General features: G+C 40.0%; 15 protein-coding genes. 8 read left to right on the plus strand and 7 right to left on the minus strand.

Annotation, left to right across the window (positions count from 1 at the left end):
* Positions 1-213: 213 nt before the first annotated feature.
* From ACWATA_RS05005 to ACWATA_RS05020, 4 genes are all read left to right on the plus strand, one after another.
* Positions 214-1,164 (plus strand): ABC transporter ATP-binding protein, encoded by a 951-nt coding sequence (locus tag ACWATA_RS05005; protein ID WP_014458647.1) that lies wholly within the window; start codon positions 214-216, stop codon positions 1,162-1,164.
* Positions 1,164-2,687 (plus strand): ABC transporter permease/substrate-binding protein, encoded by a 1,524-nt coding sequence (locus ACWATA_RS05010; RefSeq protein WP_071271486.1) that lies wholly within the window; start codon positions 1,164-1,166, stop codon positions 2,685-2,687. Before ACWATA_RS05005 ends, ACWATA_RS05010 begins: the two co-directional genes overlap by 1 nt.
* A gap of 168 nt (positions 2,688-2,855) precedes the next feature.
* Entirely contained in the window at positions 2,856-3,602 is a 747-nt protein-coding gene (locus tag ACWATA_RS05015) for a YwaF family protein (protein ID WP_473049603.1), read from the plus strand.
* Positions 3,603-3,742: 140 nt separating this feature from the next.
* Complete coding sequence (locus tag ACWATA_RS05020) at positions 3,743-4,261, plus strand: NAD(P)H-dependent oxidoreductase (RefSeq protein ID WP_033579910.1); 519 nt, start codon at positions 3,743-3,745, stop codon at positions 4,259-4,261.
* Positions 4,262-4,288: 27 nt separating this feature from the next.
* Here ACWATA_RS05020 and ACWATA_RS05025 read toward each other — a convergent pair whose 3' ends face one another.
* Together ACWATA_RS05025 and ACWATA_RS05030 are read right to left on the minus strand one after the other, a co-directional pair.
* Positions 4,289-4,654: a hypothetical protein gene (locus ACWATA_RS05025; RefSeq protein WP_028415028.1), complete on the minus strand. Its 366-nt coding sequence runs from the start codon at positions 4,652-4,654 to the stop codon at positions 4,289-4,291.
* 225 nt (positions 4,655-4,879) lie between these two features.
* Positions 4,880-5,836: an LCP family protein gene (locus tag ACWATA_RS05030; protein WP_372454540.1), complete on the minus strand. Its 957-nt coding sequence runs from the start codon at positions 5,834-5,836 to the stop codon at positions 4,880-4,882.
* Positions 5,837-6,148: 312 nt separating this feature from the next.
* On the opposite strand from ACWATA_RS05030, the gene ACWATA_RS05035 reads away from it, so the two are divergent.
* From ACWATA_RS05035 to ACWATA_RS05045, 3 genes are all read left to right on the plus strand, one after another.
* Complete coding sequence (locus ACWATA_RS05035; RefSeq protein WP_033579911.1) at positions 6,149-6,823, plus strand: hypothetical protein; 675 nt, start codon at positions 6,149-6,151, stop codon at positions 6,821-6,823.
* A gap of 75 nt (positions 6,824-6,898) precedes the next feature.
* Positions 6,899-7,999 (plus strand): M24 family metallopeptidase, encoded by a 1,101-nt coding sequence (locus tag ACWATA_RS05040; RefSeq protein WP_033579912.1) that lies wholly within the window; start codon positions 6,899-6,901, stop codon positions 7,997-7,999.
* 224 nt (positions 8,000-8,223) lie between these two features.
* The gene (locus ACWATA_RS05045) at positions 8,224-8,802 is read left to right on the plus strand and encodes a suppressor of fused domain protein (protein WP_013084584.1); all 579 of its coding nucleotides are present in this window, start codon (positions 8,224-8,226) and stop codon (positions 8,800-8,802) included.
* A 41-nt stretch (positions 8,803-8,843) separates the two neighbouring features.
* On the opposite strand, the gene ACWATA_RS05050 is transcribed toward ACWATA_RS05045, so the two are convergent.
* The 3 genes from ACWATA_RS05050 to ACWATA_RS05060 all read right to left on the minus strand — a co-directional run bounded on the left by ACWATA_RS05050 (position 8,844) and on the right by ACWATA_RS05060 (position 11,055).
* Positions 8,844-9,785: a DMT family transporter gene (locus ACWATA_RS05050; protein WP_028415024.1), complete on the minus strand. Its 942-nt coding sequence runs from the start codon at positions 9,783-9,785 to the stop codon at positions 8,844-8,846.
* A complete protein-coding gene (locus ACWATA_RS05055; RefSeq protein ID WP_028415023.1) occupies positions 9,782-10,462 on the minus strand; it encodes a GntR family transcriptional regulator in 681 nt (226 codons plus the stop codon). Before ACWATA_RS05055 ends, ACWATA_RS05050 begins: the two co-directional genes overlap by 4 nt.
* Positions 10,463-10,536: 74 nt before the next feature.
* Entirely contained in the window at positions 10,537-11,055 is a 519-nt protein-coding gene (locus ACWATA_RS05060) for an acyl-CoA thioesterase (RefSeq protein WP_028415022.1), read from the minus strand.
* Positions 11,056-11,205: 150 nt separating this feature from the next.
* Between ACWATA_RS05060 and cuyA the strand changes: the two genes are divergently transcribed.
* Complete coding sequence (gene cuyA, locus ACWATA_RS05065; protein ID WP_028415021.1) at positions 11,206-12,198, plus strand: D-cysteate sulfo-lyase; 993 nt, start codon at positions 11,206-11,208, stop codon at positions 12,196-12,198.
* A 35-nt stretch (positions 12,199-12,233) separates the two neighbouring features.
* On the opposite strand, the gene ACWATA_RS05070 is transcribed toward cuyA, so the two are convergent.
* Both ACWATA_RS05070 and ACWATA_RS05075 read right to left on the minus strand, forming a co-directional pair.
* Positions 12,234-13,583, minus strand: coding sequence for a sensor histidine kinase (locus ACWATA_RS05070; RefSeq protein ID WP_033579914.1), 1,350 nt, complete (start codon positions 13,581-13,583; stop codon positions 12,234-12,236).
* On the minus strand, positions 13,580-14,251 hold the full coding sequence (locus ACWATA_RS05075) for a response regulator transcription factor (RefSeq protein WP_224980491.1): 672 nt from the start codon (positions 14,249-14,251) through the stop codon (positions 13,580-13,582). The genes ACWATA_RS05070 and ACWATA_RS05075 overlap by 4 nt, the downstream gene beginning before the upstream one ends.
* Between the last annotated feature and the right edge of the window lie 82 nt (positions 14,252-14,333).

Here is a 14,333-nt window from a genome sequence, read left to right on the forward strand (position 1 = left end):
TTAAATTTATTCTCCGAATTATTCTTCCCCCGCCTTGTGAAAACTTTAACAGTTTGATAGCCTTATTAGGAGGCTGTTAGAAAACATGTGTATCTTTTCCACTATGTCTTATGAATCATATTTAGAAATATTCTTAAAAGAATGTTTATTGCCTCTAAGTATTGGGTACACGAAACTAGGGGTTAAATTTCAACAGGGAGTGTGAACGATAATTTGATTACGTTTAAGAATGTGTCAAAGCAATATCCAGACGGTACGACCGCCGTGAAAAATATTAATCTAGAAATAAAAGAAGGAGAGTTTTTCGTTTTAATTGGTCCGAGTGGATGTGGGAAAACAACCACCTTAAAAATGATTAACCGTCTTCATGATATTACCGAAGGAGAACTATACATAAAAGATAAGCTCGTATCGGACCACAACATACATGAGCTACGCTGGAACATTGGTTATGTGCTACAGCAGATTGCTCTTTTTCCTCATATGACCATTGCTGAGAATATAGCCATTGTACCGGAGATGAAGCATTGGAAGAAAAACAAAATCAAAACGCGTATTGATGAACTGCTTACCTTGGTAGGACTAGACCCAAAGCAATATCGAAACCGAAAGCCGTCTGAGCTCTCAGGTGGCCAGCAGCAACGTGTAGGTGTAGCACGTGCCCTCGCAGCTGATCCCCCCGTTATTTTAATGGACGAACCCTTTAGTGCCCTCGATCCGTTAAGCCGCGAACAGCTTCAACAAGATGTTATTAGCTTAAAAGAAAAAATCAAAAAAACATTTGTGTTTGTTACGCATGATATGAGCGAAGCCATGACGCTTGGAGATCGTATCTGCCTGATGAAAGATGGGGAAATTGTTCAAGTTGGCACCCCGGAGGAATTCATTCAAAAGCCTAAAAATGAGTTTGTGAAAACATTTATTGGAAATCAAGGAAATGCTTTATTTGAGACATTAGATATGTTTGTCAAAGAAAGTGAACAGCCAGACGTAGAACCTACTGAAGAGCTAGCTTCAACCGCCACTGTTCAGCAGGCAATGGACGCCCTTTACGACCATGAAGCAATAGCCGTGAAAAAAGGGAGCAAACGCATTGGCGTTGTAACGCGCAAAACTCTATTAGCGTTTCTTTCTGATAAAACGAAAGAAGGAGGAACGCTGTAATGAATGCACTAAGCACATTATTAAATCAACGAGGAGATGCACTGTTTCAAGCTCTTCTTGAACACATTCAAATTTCAGTACTGGCTCTTGTTATCGCCGTATTAATTTCAGTGCCGCTCGGACTCTACTTAACGAGGCATGACCGCATTGCTGAACCGATCATTGGCGTAACAGCCGTACTGCAAACCATTCCTTCACTCGCTTTATTAGGATTACTGATTCCTCTTGTCGGAATTGGAACCTTTCCCGCGGTTATTGCACTGTTTTTATATTCGCTTCTTCCTATTGTACGAAATACATATACCGGAATTAAAGAAGTCGACCCATCTTTAATTGAAGCATCCAAAGCCATGGGGATGAACTCGTGGAGACGATTAATCAAAGTAGAACTTCCTCTAGCGCTTCCTGTCATTATGGCCGGAATTCGCACAGCGATGGTACTCATTATTGGTACAGCGACAATCGTGGCTCTTATCGGAGCGGGCGGACTCGGAAGCTTAATTTTGCTTGGTATTGACCGAAGCGATAATAGTTTGATTTTATTAGGAGCTATTCCAGCAGCATTATTAGCGCTTATTTTTGATGGAATTCTGCGAACGATTGAACACTCAGCAAAAAAAGGGTCCAAAAAACGCTCGTTCATTATGATTATCGTATTAATACTCATTCTTGTTTCTCCGTTTGCAGCGATGAGCGCAACAAAACCAGACCTTGTTATCGGAGGGAAAATTGGCGCAGAACAAGATATTTTAATTAATATGTACAAAGAATTAATTGAAGATCAAACCGATATGAAAGTAAATCTTCGTTCGTCGCTTGGAAAAACGGTATTTGTATTTGAGGCTCTGCGTAACAAGGAAATTGATTTGTACCCTGAATATACGGGTACAGCCATTGTGACGCATCTAAAGGAACAGCCGGACAGCAAAGATGAAACACAGGTGTACAAGCAGGCAAAAGAAGGATTTCAAAAGAAATTCGGCCTTGTCTATTTAGATCCAATGAAGTTTAATAATACGTACACATTGACCGTTACAAAAGAATTTGCTAAAGAAAATAATCTAACGACCATTTCAGATTTGGCAAATGCAACAGATAAAGTAAAAGCAGGATTTACGCTTGAGTTTAAAGATCGTGAAGACGGCTACGTAGGCCTTCAAAAAGAATATGGCCTTACCTTCCCGAATATTAAAACGATGGAGCCGAAGCTTCGCTATCGCGCTGTAGAAAAAGGCGATATTAACATGCTTGATGCTTATGCAACGGATCCTGAAATCAAACAGTTTGGTTTAAAAGTCTTAAAAGACGACCAGCAGTTCTTCCCACCGTATCAAGGAGCGCCTGTGCTTCGTGAAGATACGCTAAAAGAGCACCCTGAACTGAAAAAAATCTTAAATCAACTGGGTGGTAAAATCAGTGACGACGAAATGCGTGAAATGAACTATCAAGTAAACGCAAAAGGAAAAACGGCTGAAGAAGTCGCTCATCAATTCTTAGTGAAAAAAGGATTAATTAAAAAATAAAAATGAAGACAAAAAGATCCGAACGATTTATCGTTCGGATCTTTTTTTAGGCGTGATTTCGTTATGTTTCAATCTCTTTTTAATGTGAGAGAAGCGTTAATGAAAATGAGGTCTTATGAACAAGCTAAAGGTACCAAATTTGTTTTCTGATGGAGAGGAGGCGCCGTTATGAATTCATTTTTTACGTGTCATCCTGTACAACATTCTTTTCAGCTTTTTTCAGTTGAACATCTTGTAACTTTAGCCATTATTGTGATCATAGGAGCATTTATTTTTTTATGTCGAAAGCAGCTGCGAAAAAAGAGGTTTGCGTTCGTTTTGCTTTCACTCATTCTAATTGCTTCAGAAACGGCCTACCAGGCTTGGGAAATCGGATGTCATCAGTGGTTCGTTGAAACTTCTTTGCCTCTTCAGCTGAGTGATATAGTCGTGCTGCTGGCTGTTGTTATGCTGATAACCAAAAGCAGATTTCTTTTTTATTTTGTGTACTTCGCAGGAATCAGCAGCTCTGTTCAAGCGATGATTACCCCAGACCTTGGCGGCTATGCGTATGCCCAGTTTCGCTATGTGCAGTTCTATGTATCGCATGGCGGTGTGGTACTTGCTTGCTGTATGCTAATTGCTGCCTGCAGATATGAGCCGACGTTTCGTTCTTTATGGGTAAGCGTAGTATTTGTTAATCTGTACGGAGGTTTTATCTATGTCATGAATCGTTTACTCGGTGCGAATTATTTATACATGATGAAAAAGCCAGAGCACGCTTCCTTGCTGGATGTTCTTGGACCTCATCCTTGGTATTTAGTATGGATTGAAGGAATCATGATTCTTAGCTTTCTTGTCCTTTATCTTCCGTTTTGGGTACATAAAAAAATTAAAGGTGATAAAAGCAAAGTCAATTTTATTGAAGCAGAATGATAATACTGGTAATTTATAAGTGTAAACGAACTCGGATTTCCTGAAGGAAAAGGAAAGAATGAGTGAACAAGACGTGAGAGGCAAGCGTAAAAAATAGAAAAGAAAAAAGCAAGCACAGACATCAGAAGGAGAGTATCAAAATGAAAACACTGGTTATTTTAGCGCATCCAAATTTAGCATCTTCTCGTATTAATAAAGCGTGGGCAGAGCGAGTAAAAAAAGAGGAGGATGTGTACGTTCATGATTTATACGCAAACTATCCCGATTTCAAAATTGATGTAGAAAAAGAGCAGGAGTTAGCTGTTCAATTCGATCGTATTGTTTTTCAATTTCCATTTTACTGGTACAGCTCACCAGCACTTTTAAAAGAGTGGCAAGATGTTGTTTTAACATACGGATGGGCTTATGGAAGCAAAGGTACTAAACTTCAGGGAAAAGAGTTTGTCGTAGCTACTTCGACAGGAGGTCCTGCAGAAGCTTATCAAGAAGGGGGATACAACCGTTACCCAATGAATCATCTGCTTCTTCCTTTCCAAGCTATGGCAAATTTAACAGGTATGAAGTTCCAAACTCCATTTTTATTTCAAGGAGCAGGCGGTGACCTGAGTGACAAAGTTATTCAAGATAGCGCAGAAAGCTACGCTCAATTACTAAGATAATAAAAAAAGCCGCGTCAAAGCGGCTTTTTAATTTGCGTTTGTTCGTGAGAAAGAAGTAAGCAGCTTTTGAGGAGCAATATCTAATCCTTCAATCAGTAGTCCTGTCATAGCCGTTAGACTCCCGACTTCAAAAGATTCCCCAGCTCTCCAAAATGCTGATTCACCTTGTTTGATATAAATTTTCAGTCCGTTATCGCCAGCTACCCAGCCTTCCCCGTGAACGACTAAAAGAAGCTGTGGAATCGTAGCTTCTTGACGGGGGGTATAATCATTTTCTTGAAAAGATAAAAAGCTGATTTTGACATCTCCAGTATGAGAAAGCAATGGGTTTACTTTATAGGTAGAATGAAGAAAGGAACGCTCTTCTTCAGATTGAAAACCATATAATTTCATCATTTCATCTCCTTGACTAAAAAATATAAAAAAGAAGTCCTTCTCTTTTCATATACGCATACAGGAGAAAAAATAGAACTCCAAAGAAACAGCTGTTTTCTAGAAAACAACTCCATTTTATCTCCATTTTTTGTCGAAGCTGAAAATTTTTTGAAGGATAGGGAGGAAAAACAGAAGTTTTTTTGAATAGTATAAAAAAAGGTGTCCTCTAATGGACACCTTTTCCTAATTTAAAAATGACTGTAACGCTTGTTTGTTTTCTTCAAGGTCGATGCTTAAAACAGCACCAATACCGGATATTCGTTCATTTGAATAGGAACCTTCAACCGGTAAACGAAGAGATTTTAAATCTGGCTGATTTCCAACTAAAAAATCTTTTCCTATCACAATAAATGTTTTTGGCGGAATATTTGTATCCACATATGGATCAATGACACCCCATAGCTTAGGAGCTTTCGCCAGTGTCTTTACTTGAAGAGCTTCATCCATTAATTTACCAATCACTTCTTGTTGACGCTTCACGCGCCCGAAATCACTTTGGCTATCATGGCGGAATCGCACGTATCCTAGTAATTTATCTCCGTGAAGAGTTTGTTTTCCAGGTTTTAGCGTCATGCCAATTCCTGACGACATTTCGTGTGGCACGGTAACCGTAATTCCCTCAGGGGCAATCGTATCGGCAACTTTAGAAAAACCTTTAAAATCAACAACGGCATAATAGTTTACATCTACGCCGAAATTTTCTTTAATTGTCTTACGCATTAATTCGGGCCCGCCAAATGCATAGGCTGAATTTAATTTGTTTTTGCCATGTCCAGGAATATCCACATATGAATCACGCATCAAAGAAACAATTTTAGGCTGATTACTGTCTTTGTCATAATGAGCAATCATGATTGTATCGGCACGCGAATGTTCTTCACCGCGAGAGTCAATTCCGAGAAGCAGCACATTCATGCTATCTAAATTGGCACTTGCACCATTAAAATCAAACTGTCCATCTTTCCCAAAAGCTCCGTCTGCTTCTGCTAATCCTTGTTGGTATTGGTAATACACATATGCACCAGCGGCGATTACAAGAATGAGAAAGAAAAGAAGTAGCTTTCTAAAGCGTTTCTTTTTTCTTTGCTTTTTTCTTTTATGTTGTTTACGTTCTGTACGTTCTTCCAAATGTCTCACCATCGCATTCAAAAATATTAATACTTTTTTGTTTAAAACCAATTATGCAAAAAATTATAAAACGACATAATAAAATTAACACTAAGGAATTAGATTAGCAAGTACGTTCACTAGTAAATCTGCGAAGACAGCTAAAATAAGAGAAGTGTACAAATAGAAGAAAGAGGAAATAAAGGTTATTTTTTTCGAAGATATTTGTTATAATCTATCATAGTTAGGGAAAAAGTTCTGTCTTTTAAGAAGGGAATAAGAGAAAAGTCTCTATTTGTTGAGAATTAAATATAGGTCTAAGTGTAGAAAAAAGGAGTGAAGCGAATGAGTATATATGTGTCATCTTCGAACCTTGTGCTGATTCCAGAAGCGGCGTTAAGTCATTGGAAACCTTATGGCGCGGGGGAATTGACCGGAGCTATTATTTCAGGTAAGGATAGTGCTGAAATAATTAGAGAGCTTAATCAATCGTCTATTCTGCCTTTTACAAGTTTTTTCTATCGAAAGCATTTTGTTATTCTATTTGATAAAGAACAAGTGAAAAATCATTTTGAACAGCTGCTTTTATTATATAAATCTCAGGGCTATATTTTTTATTCTTCTACCTTATACGATGATCATTGGTCCCAGGTCCTTGAAGGAACCAAGCAGCTGCTAACGGTAAATGGACAGGTGGTACCGGTGCTTGAGCTTGAACAAAACGGTGAATTTGACGTTGTGCGTGATGAAGGTGGTCTTCACATTGTGATAGATGATGACGAAGACGAAGAGAAGCAGCTAGAAAAAAAAGTTCATGAGCTCCCGCTTGAAGAAGGTAACTATTTTATTGGCGATCCGGGATTTGTTGAAAACCGAGACATGCTGGTAAAAGAATATTTTCCTAAAGGTACGTACGAATTTATTTATAGATACGGAGAAAATGGCTGGCTGATGAAAGTAAGTATTCAGCGAAAAGCGATTAAAGAGCAGCTTACTACTCTTCACGCGGCTTTGTCTTAACCTCTATTCATTGTACAATATTGCTAAATAACTATGTTATAATAGTAATATTGCACAATGAAAGGGGTTTTTTTAATGGAAGCACGTTTGCAAAAAGTCGTATCATGGCTGAAGGAAAAGAATGTAGAAACGGCCTTTATTTCGTCAACTGAAAACGTATTTTATTTAACTGGATTTCACACGGATCCGCATGAGCGTCTGCTTGGTTTATTTTTATTTAATGAAGCGGAGCCGATGCTTGTTTGTCCATCAATGGAAGTGGGTCAAGCAAAAGAAGCCGGCTGGAAATTTGATGTGATCGGATATGAAGACCATCAAAATCCTTGGGAACTTATTAAAGAAGCTTTACATAAACGAAACGTAATGGATGTGAAAAAAGTTGCTGTAGAGAAAGAGCAGCTGCTGTATGCGAGAGCTGAAGAACTGCTTAATTTATATCCAAATGCTGAGCTAGTCGGAGCAGAAGAGAAATTAAATCAGCTGCGTTTAATTAAAGATGAGCGTGAAGTTGAGATTCTGCAAAAGGCAGCTGCATTAGCTGATTTTGGCGTGGAAGTAGGCGTAGCTGCCTTAAAAGAAGGCGTTACGGAAATGGATGTTCTGGCTAAAATTGAATACGAGCTAAAGCGAAAAGGAATTCGTGAGATGTCGTTTTCAACGATGGTGTTATTTGGTGAAAAAACGGGAGAAGCGCACGGGAACCCAGGTCTTCGCACGTTAAAGCCAGGAGATATGGTTCTCTTCGATTTAGGTGTAGTGCTAGATGGATACTGTTCAGATATTACGCGTACAGTCGCGTACAAGTCGATTAATGATAAGCAAAAAGAAATCTATGAAACGGTACAGCGCGCCGAGCAGGCAGCTCTTGAAGCTTCCAAGCCTGGCACTCGCATTGGCGACTTGGACATGGTAGCACGCAATATTATTACAGAAGCAGGGTATGGAGAGTATTTCTTGCATCGTCTTGGTCATGGCCTTGGTATCAGCGTGCATGAGTTTCCTTCAATGAGCCGCAACAATGATGATGTGCTTCAAGAAGGCATGGTGTATACGATTGAACCGGGTATCTATATTCCAGGACTCGGAGGCGTGCGTATTGAAGATGATGTAATCATCACAAAAGATGGATACGAAACGTTAACGAAGTACCCAAAAGAATTACAAATTATTTCATAATAATGTCATAAAAAATAGAGGCTGCCATGGTGCAGGCTCTATTTTTTTATGGGAAAAGAAAAAATTGGTTAAGGTTTCTTGTTTGCTTCTTGAGACAATTTCATAGTATGTTACGAAACGATAACATTTCTATCACATTTTCTAAAAACTATATCGTAAGCGAGTGCGGTAGTATATGCTGTACAGTAGGGGACTTTTTAAGGTCGCAAGCAAGGAGGTTTTTTATGAGTAATTTTACAAAAGATGAAGAATTAATTATACATAAAGCAATAGATGTATTTGGTCAAAAGGACCGAATTGAAGATTATTCAGATGAACGAAAAAAGCATGGTATTCACGTTGTGGCATGTGAAAATCATCCGCGTCAAGACGTAACCGCGTATGCAACGCTCGGTGGACATCAATGTCCGACAGGTTATACAGTTGGAGGGATCCCGCTTCGAATTGAAATTGTTGGGGCATGTCATGAGGAGTTCGGTATTTATTCTGCTATTTTAGCAAACTGTATTTTCCATATGATGAAATCTCATGTCTCCATTTTCCCAGGAGCTATTTATAAAGACGTTATTGCAGTCCTTGATGACAGCTTTCATATGCAGCACATTTTGCTGATTCCGCCGTTTTTATGGGATAATTTTTCAACGATTGAACTATCTGATAAAAAAGTAACGTTCCTGCAGGCCGTTCCGATTTCAGAAAATGAACGTGCTTTTGCACTTGAGTACGGAGTAGATTCGTTGCTAAGCCGCTTTGATGCTGAGCAGGTTAATGTCTTCAATTTAGAAAGAAGATCTGTTGTATAAACAAAAAGAGCGCCGACTGAGACGCTCTTTTTTGTTATTGATTAGTAGGTCAATTCTTTTTGAGGTATAGCTTTTTTATGACTCGTTTGGTAGCTGTGAAGCACCATGCCTGCTACGATAACTCCCATTCCAACCCAAGAAAGAATCGATGGCAAAGGACTTGATAGAAGGAAGACCTCTCCTAGCAGGGCAAATAAAACTTCCATCGATTGTGTAGCTTCAACTGCACCTAACTTGTGAGAATCTTTTTTCACAAGGTCAGTTGCCGCAAAAAATAAAATCGTTGCACACACTCCTGAAAGTAAAGCAACTAAACTGCTTTGATACATCTGAGTTGGTTTTGGTAGTCCATCGGTCAAGTAGGCATAGACAGAAAGAATAATCCAAAACGGCAGGCTTGAAAGCGTCATTCCAAGCACGCGCTGAAACGTATTAAGCGACGACAGCTCCATCATCTTACGGTTGCCAAGCGGATACGCAAAAGACGCAATTAAAATGGGAATCGTACAAAGCAAGGCAGTAGCCGCCGACAGTTCAGTCGCATGCTCAAGCTGCATGAGCACAACTCCTATTAAAATAATAAACGAAAAACCTAGCTGCTTGAAAGGAATGGCTCCTCGCTTTTTTCCTTCCTTGTAAAACAAAGGAGCTAGGAGAGACCCCGATAAAATCGTGATTTGCCAAGTTCCTGCAATAAGCCAGCCGGGACCGTAGGCGGAAGCAAAACAAAGAGGAGCGTAAAATAAGCCAAATCCGACCGTGCTCCATAGCAGCCATTTTTGCGGCTGGGCTTTTATTTCTGCCACCACAGGTTTGATGCCACCCCAAAAATAAACAAGCATAAGCAAAAGAGGTACCATAAAAAAATAGCGTAGAGATGCGCTCCACGCCCAGCTGCCTCCAGATAAATCCATCGCTCGATTTAAAACGAATGTAAAAGCAAAAAAGAATGATGCAGCAACGCCTAATAAAAGAGGCTTCACTTTGCTTCCTCCTCACTTGTCAGCGCTTCACCTAGTGTCAGCCAGTTTGTTTCGACAAGCTGTGATGTCAGTGCGGAATCTTTTTGACGGCAAGCATTTATGATTTCTTTGTGCTGATCAACGGAAGCAAGGCTAGCAAGAGAAGAAAAGCGAGCGATTTCCAGACGTTGAATTTTGGCGCTTGTTTGTTTTACAACACGTTCTAGCTCTAAATTATTCGCCCGGTTTAAAAAAACGGAATGAAATGCTTCATCCGCTTCGATCGCTTTCAGTACATTTCTTGTTTTGATTGCATGTTCTAGAGATTGATTATGTTTGATTAGTTCGCCCATATCTTCTTCTTGTAACGAAGTACAAGCCAGCTTAGCAGCAAGTGCATGAAGAGCTGCGACGACAATAAAGGATTGTTTTGCCTCCTCAAGGTTTAATGGAGCCACTTTTGTAGAAGAACCAGGTGTCGTTTGTACAAGGCCTTCATCTTCGAGCCTTTTTAATGCTTCTCGAACAGGAGTGCGGCTAACTCCAAATTGCTCAGCCAGTTCTTTATCCTGAAGCTTTTGTTCCGGCTGAAATTCAAGCATAACGATATTGTGTTTAAGTGTTTGATAGACTTCCTCCCGTAGGGAAAGTCGTTTGAGAGGTTGAATGTTATTTTTCATAAAACCAATATATCGCATATCACATTAAATAACAATGTGAAAATTAAAAAACTTCGTCTAAAAAGCAGACAGCTGCTTTTTAGATGAAGAGCTTAATTACTGCTGCGCAAAGATTTAGATAAGATGCGCGCAATTGCTTTGCTGTGCTCAACCTGCGTTTTTTTGGACTCTTTTCGTTCAAGAGCTACTTTTTGAAGGCTTTTTTCTTCTTCAGTTTGAGCAATAACTTGAGGAACGGGAGCAGGCTTCCCATTTTCTAATGCGACGAAGGTAAGAAAAGAAGTAGCAGCAATACGTTTAATGCCCGTTAACAAATTTTCGGCAATGACTTTAACAAAAATAATCATGGAACTTTTTCCTGTGACAACAACGAATGCCTCATATGAAATAAAATCTTCTTCTGTGACGGGCTCGATAAAGTCAACATGATCAATGGAAGCTGTAACACACGACTTTCTGGAATGTTTAGCTGCTGAAAGAGAAGCCGTCATGTCCATGTCAGCGACAATTTTGCCGCCAAAAAGGGTGTGGTGATTGTTTAGGTCATTTGGAAAAATATGCTGTGATTTGACTACTCGTGAGACGCTGCAAAGTACTGCTTTTTCACTCATTGAAAACACTCCTTCAAACTGTTTATATGGTTTAATGTATGTTGACTACTTGTTCTTATGTATACAAGTTATAGAAAGCCCTTTCGTAAAAAGCTCTTCAAAAGCTTCTATATGGTAAAATAGAACAAATATGAAAGAGAGGATGAGAGCATGAACTTAACGCAATTTTCTAGAAGAAAATATACGGATTCCCCTACACCTTTAGAAAAGCTATCGGTTTTATCGCAGCAGTTAAACGGACCTTCAATTTATATGAAGCGCGATGATATGCTTGGACTGACAGGGGGCGGAAATAAGACGCGTAAGCTTGAATATCTAGTAGCTGATGCAAAAGCACAAGGGGCAGACGTGCTTGTAACGTGCGGTGCGATACAATCCAATCACTGTCGTTTGACGCTTGCTGCTGCCGTAAAAGAGCAAATGAAATGCGTGCTCGTATTAGAAGAAGGGGAAAATAAAGCAAGTGATCAGCCGACGGGAAACTATTTTCTTTATCATTTATTAGGCGCTCATGACATGCGGTTTGTCGCTGAAGGTTCGGATTTGACAGCGGAAATGGAAAAAGTAGCGCGCGAGCTAAGTGAAAAAGGTCATAAGCCGTACCTAATCCCCGTAGGAGGTTCAAATGTTATCGGTGCAACAGGCTACGCTGCCTGCGCACAGGAGCTGCTTATGCAAAGCTATGAGCAACAAATAAAGCTTAGCCACGTAGTTTGCACAAGCGGAAGCGGAGGCATGCACGCAGGGCTAGTGGCAGGCTTTCAAGGCCTTCAAAGCGGGGTGTCTGTTATTGGAATGAATGTGAGTCGTGCTAAAGAAGAGCAAGAAATGAAAGTTGCCAAGCTGACGAGTGAACTTTATGATCATTTACATAGCAAAACGCCTTTTAAAAAAGAAGATATTGTTTGTATGGATGAATATGTCGGTCCAGGCTATGCTGTTCCAACAGAAGAGATGGTGGAAGCAGTCAAACTTGTGGCCGGTACGGAAGGAATTTTATTGGATCCTGTGTATACGGGAAAAGCGATGGCCGGCCTGATTGATTTAATTCGAAAAGGTTATTTTAAAAAAGATGAGAATGTGGTGTTCATTCACTCCGGGGGTTCACCAGCTCTTTATGCATATACATCGGTTTTTTCATAAAAAAGCAAGGGAGTCGACTCCCTTGCCTTTTTAGTTTATATAGGAATAGTAAGTGAAAACGTCACTCCGGCGTCTGTGTTTTCAGCCGTAATGGCTGCATCGTGCATCGTAACAATACGCTTTACGATACTTAGGCCAATACCGAATTCACCGTTTGCTCCTTTTTTAAACGGTTCAAACAAGTGTTGAAGCACGCTTTGATCAATCGGCGGACCATCGTTGCTGATGGTACATTGAACGTTCGTTTGGTGTTTAGCAAGTGAAAGTGAAACCTTCGTATCAGCATAGCGCAGCTGATTGTCGAGTACATTTTCAAGGACTTTTGTCCACAGCTCTTTGTCTCCTTTAATCGTTGCATTTACGTCGTCAAATTCCCACTGTATTTCAGGGCGCCTCCACCGCAAGCGATCCACTACTTCATGAAGAAGTGCAGTAAAATCAAAGTCGTCTTGTGCAAGCTGGTGAGTGGACATATAGTCAAGCTTGGTCAAGTAAAGCAAATCGCGGATTTTTTTCTCAAGATTTTTGGATTCATCTTCAATGACTTTTACCGTTTGGGATAAATCACCTTTTGGATAAATGCCGTCTTGAATCGACTGAGCGTAGCTTTGAATAACCATTACCGGTGTTTTTAAATCATGTGAAATATTTTGAAGCAGCGTTTGCTGTGCTTCATCTTTAGATACGAGCCTTTTGCGCATTTGCTCGATGGACGCGCCTAGCTTGCCGATTTCATCGGAACGGTTGACTGTAACAGGTTCATGCCAATTTTGTTCGGCGATTTTTTTTACATCTTTTTCAAGCGATACAAGCGGCTTGCTTAAGTATCTTGATAGCCAAATAGATGGAAGCCAGCTGAATAGAAATACAATTGAAATGACAAGAAGCAGCTGTTTAAAAAGAGTAGAAGTGAGCGCGTTGCGATACGTATCCCACGAAAATGAAAGTAAAAAAGCAGGCTGTCCGTTTACGCTTACTTTTCGAATCACATAAAAAAGCGTCCGGTTGCCGAGATCTTTTTCATAGCGAGCGACGATTTTCCGCTGACTGATTGCATCTTCCTGTGCTTTTCTCAAAAAGTCTTGAGGCAACACCCGTGATGAAAAATAAGAGATATCCGCATGTTCAGGCAATAAAATATGATCCACGGTTCGATTGCCAAGCGTTGGTTCACTGTCTTCATTGCTAAAGTAGTATTCACCTGAGCGGCTTGGCAGGCCGTATTCTTTTAAAATATGCTGTTCATTTTCAATAGTGGTATAAATTTCATTCGTGAAGAACTGCCTGAGCGTCGTTGGGAATAAAATAGCGAGCAAAATTGAAATGAGCAGTAAAATACCCGAGATGACGAGCCAAATTTGAAATGCAAGCGACTTGTTTTTCATGCTTTCATCATCCGGTATCCGTATCCGTAAATCGTTTCAATTCGTGCTTGCGGCATTTTTTTACGCACGCGCCTCACTAAATCATCCACCACTCGGTCTGTGCCGAAATAATCTTCTCCCCAAATGAGATTCAACAGCTGATCCCTTGAAAAAGCCTGTCCAAGGTCTTTTGAGATAGTGACAAGAAAATCAAATTCTTTAGACGTCAAATCAATCGGCTTTCCATTTTCACTGACTGTACGCGTATGTAAATCGATTTCATAAGGAGTCAGCGTAATGGTATCGGTTTTCTTTTGATTGGAGCCATATACGAGGTTTAGCAGTTTGTTTGCTCGAATAACTAGTTCACGAGGCAAAAAAGGCTTTGATAAATAGTCGTCGCTGCCCATTTCAAGTCCAAGAACCCGGTCAATATCGGCATCGCGTGCTGAAATGAAAATAACAGGCACATGTGGCGTTTGCTGCTTGATTTCGCGAATGAGCTGATACCCGTCAATATCAGGCAGCATAATATCTAAAATCCACAGGTGCGGAGGAGTTGCAATCATTTCTTTTGCGTCCGTGCCGTTAAAAAATGAGCGAACGTCCCAGCCTTCTTTTTGAAGGTAAAGGGTTAAAACTTCGTTTAAATTTTGTTCATCCTCTACTAAATATAGTGTAAAGCTCAAATTTGACACCTTCCTCTGAATATATGAAAATTAAGGTAAATAAAGCATATTGCGCCATCTATGCGCGTTTTTTTAAAGGTTT

The sequence above is a fragment of the Priestia sp. USM5 genome, from assembly GCF_058323215.1.

Coding starts and splice junctions, on each gene's coding strand:
- ACWATA_RS05010 (WP_071271486.1), top strand. CDS start 1,164: ATGAATGCACTAAGCACATTATTAAATCAACGAGGAGATGCACTGTTT.
- ACWATA_RS05015 (WP_473049603.1), top strand. CDS start 2,856: ATGAATTCATTTTTTACGTGTCATCCTGTACAACATTCTTTTCAGCTT.
- ACWATA_RS05020 (WP_033579910.1), top strand. CDS start 3,743: ATGAAAACACTGGTTATTTTAGCGCATCCAAATTTAGCATCTTCTCGT.
- ACWATA_RS05025 (WP_028415028.1), bottom strand. CDS start 4,654: ATGAAATTATATGGTTTTCAATCTGAAGAAGAGCGTTCCTTTCTTCAT.
- ACWATA_RS05030 (WP_372454540.1), bottom strand. CDS start 5,836: ATGGTGAGACATTTGGAAGAACGTACAGAACGTAAACAACATAAAAGA.
- ACWATA_RS05035 (WP_033579911.1), top strand. CDS start 6,149: ATGAGTATATATGTGTCATCTTCGAACCTTGTGCTGATTCCAGAAGCG.
- ACWATA_RS05040 (WP_033579912.1), top strand. CDS start 6,899: ATGGAAGCACGTTTGCAAAAAGTCGTATCATGGCTGAAGGAAAAGAAT.
- ACWATA_RS05045 (WP_013084584.1), top strand. CDS start 8,224: ATGAGTAATTTTACAAAAGATGAAGAATTAATTATACATAAAGCAATA.
- ACWATA_RS05055 (WP_028415023.1), bottom strand. CDS start 10,462: ATGCGATATATTGGTTTTATGAAAAATAACATTCAACCTCTCAAACGA.
- ACWATA_RS05060 (WP_028415022.1), bottom strand. CDS start 11,055: ATGAGTGAAAAAGCAGTACTTTGCAGCGTCTCACGAGTAGTCAAATCA.
- cuyA (WP_028415021.1), top strand. CDS start 11,206: ATGAACTTAACGCAATTTTCTAGAAGAAAATATACGGATTCCCCTACA.
- ACWATA_RS05070 (WP_033579914.1), bottom strand. CDS start 13,583: ATGAAAAACAAGTCGCTTGCATTTCAAATTTGGCTCGTCATCTCGGGT.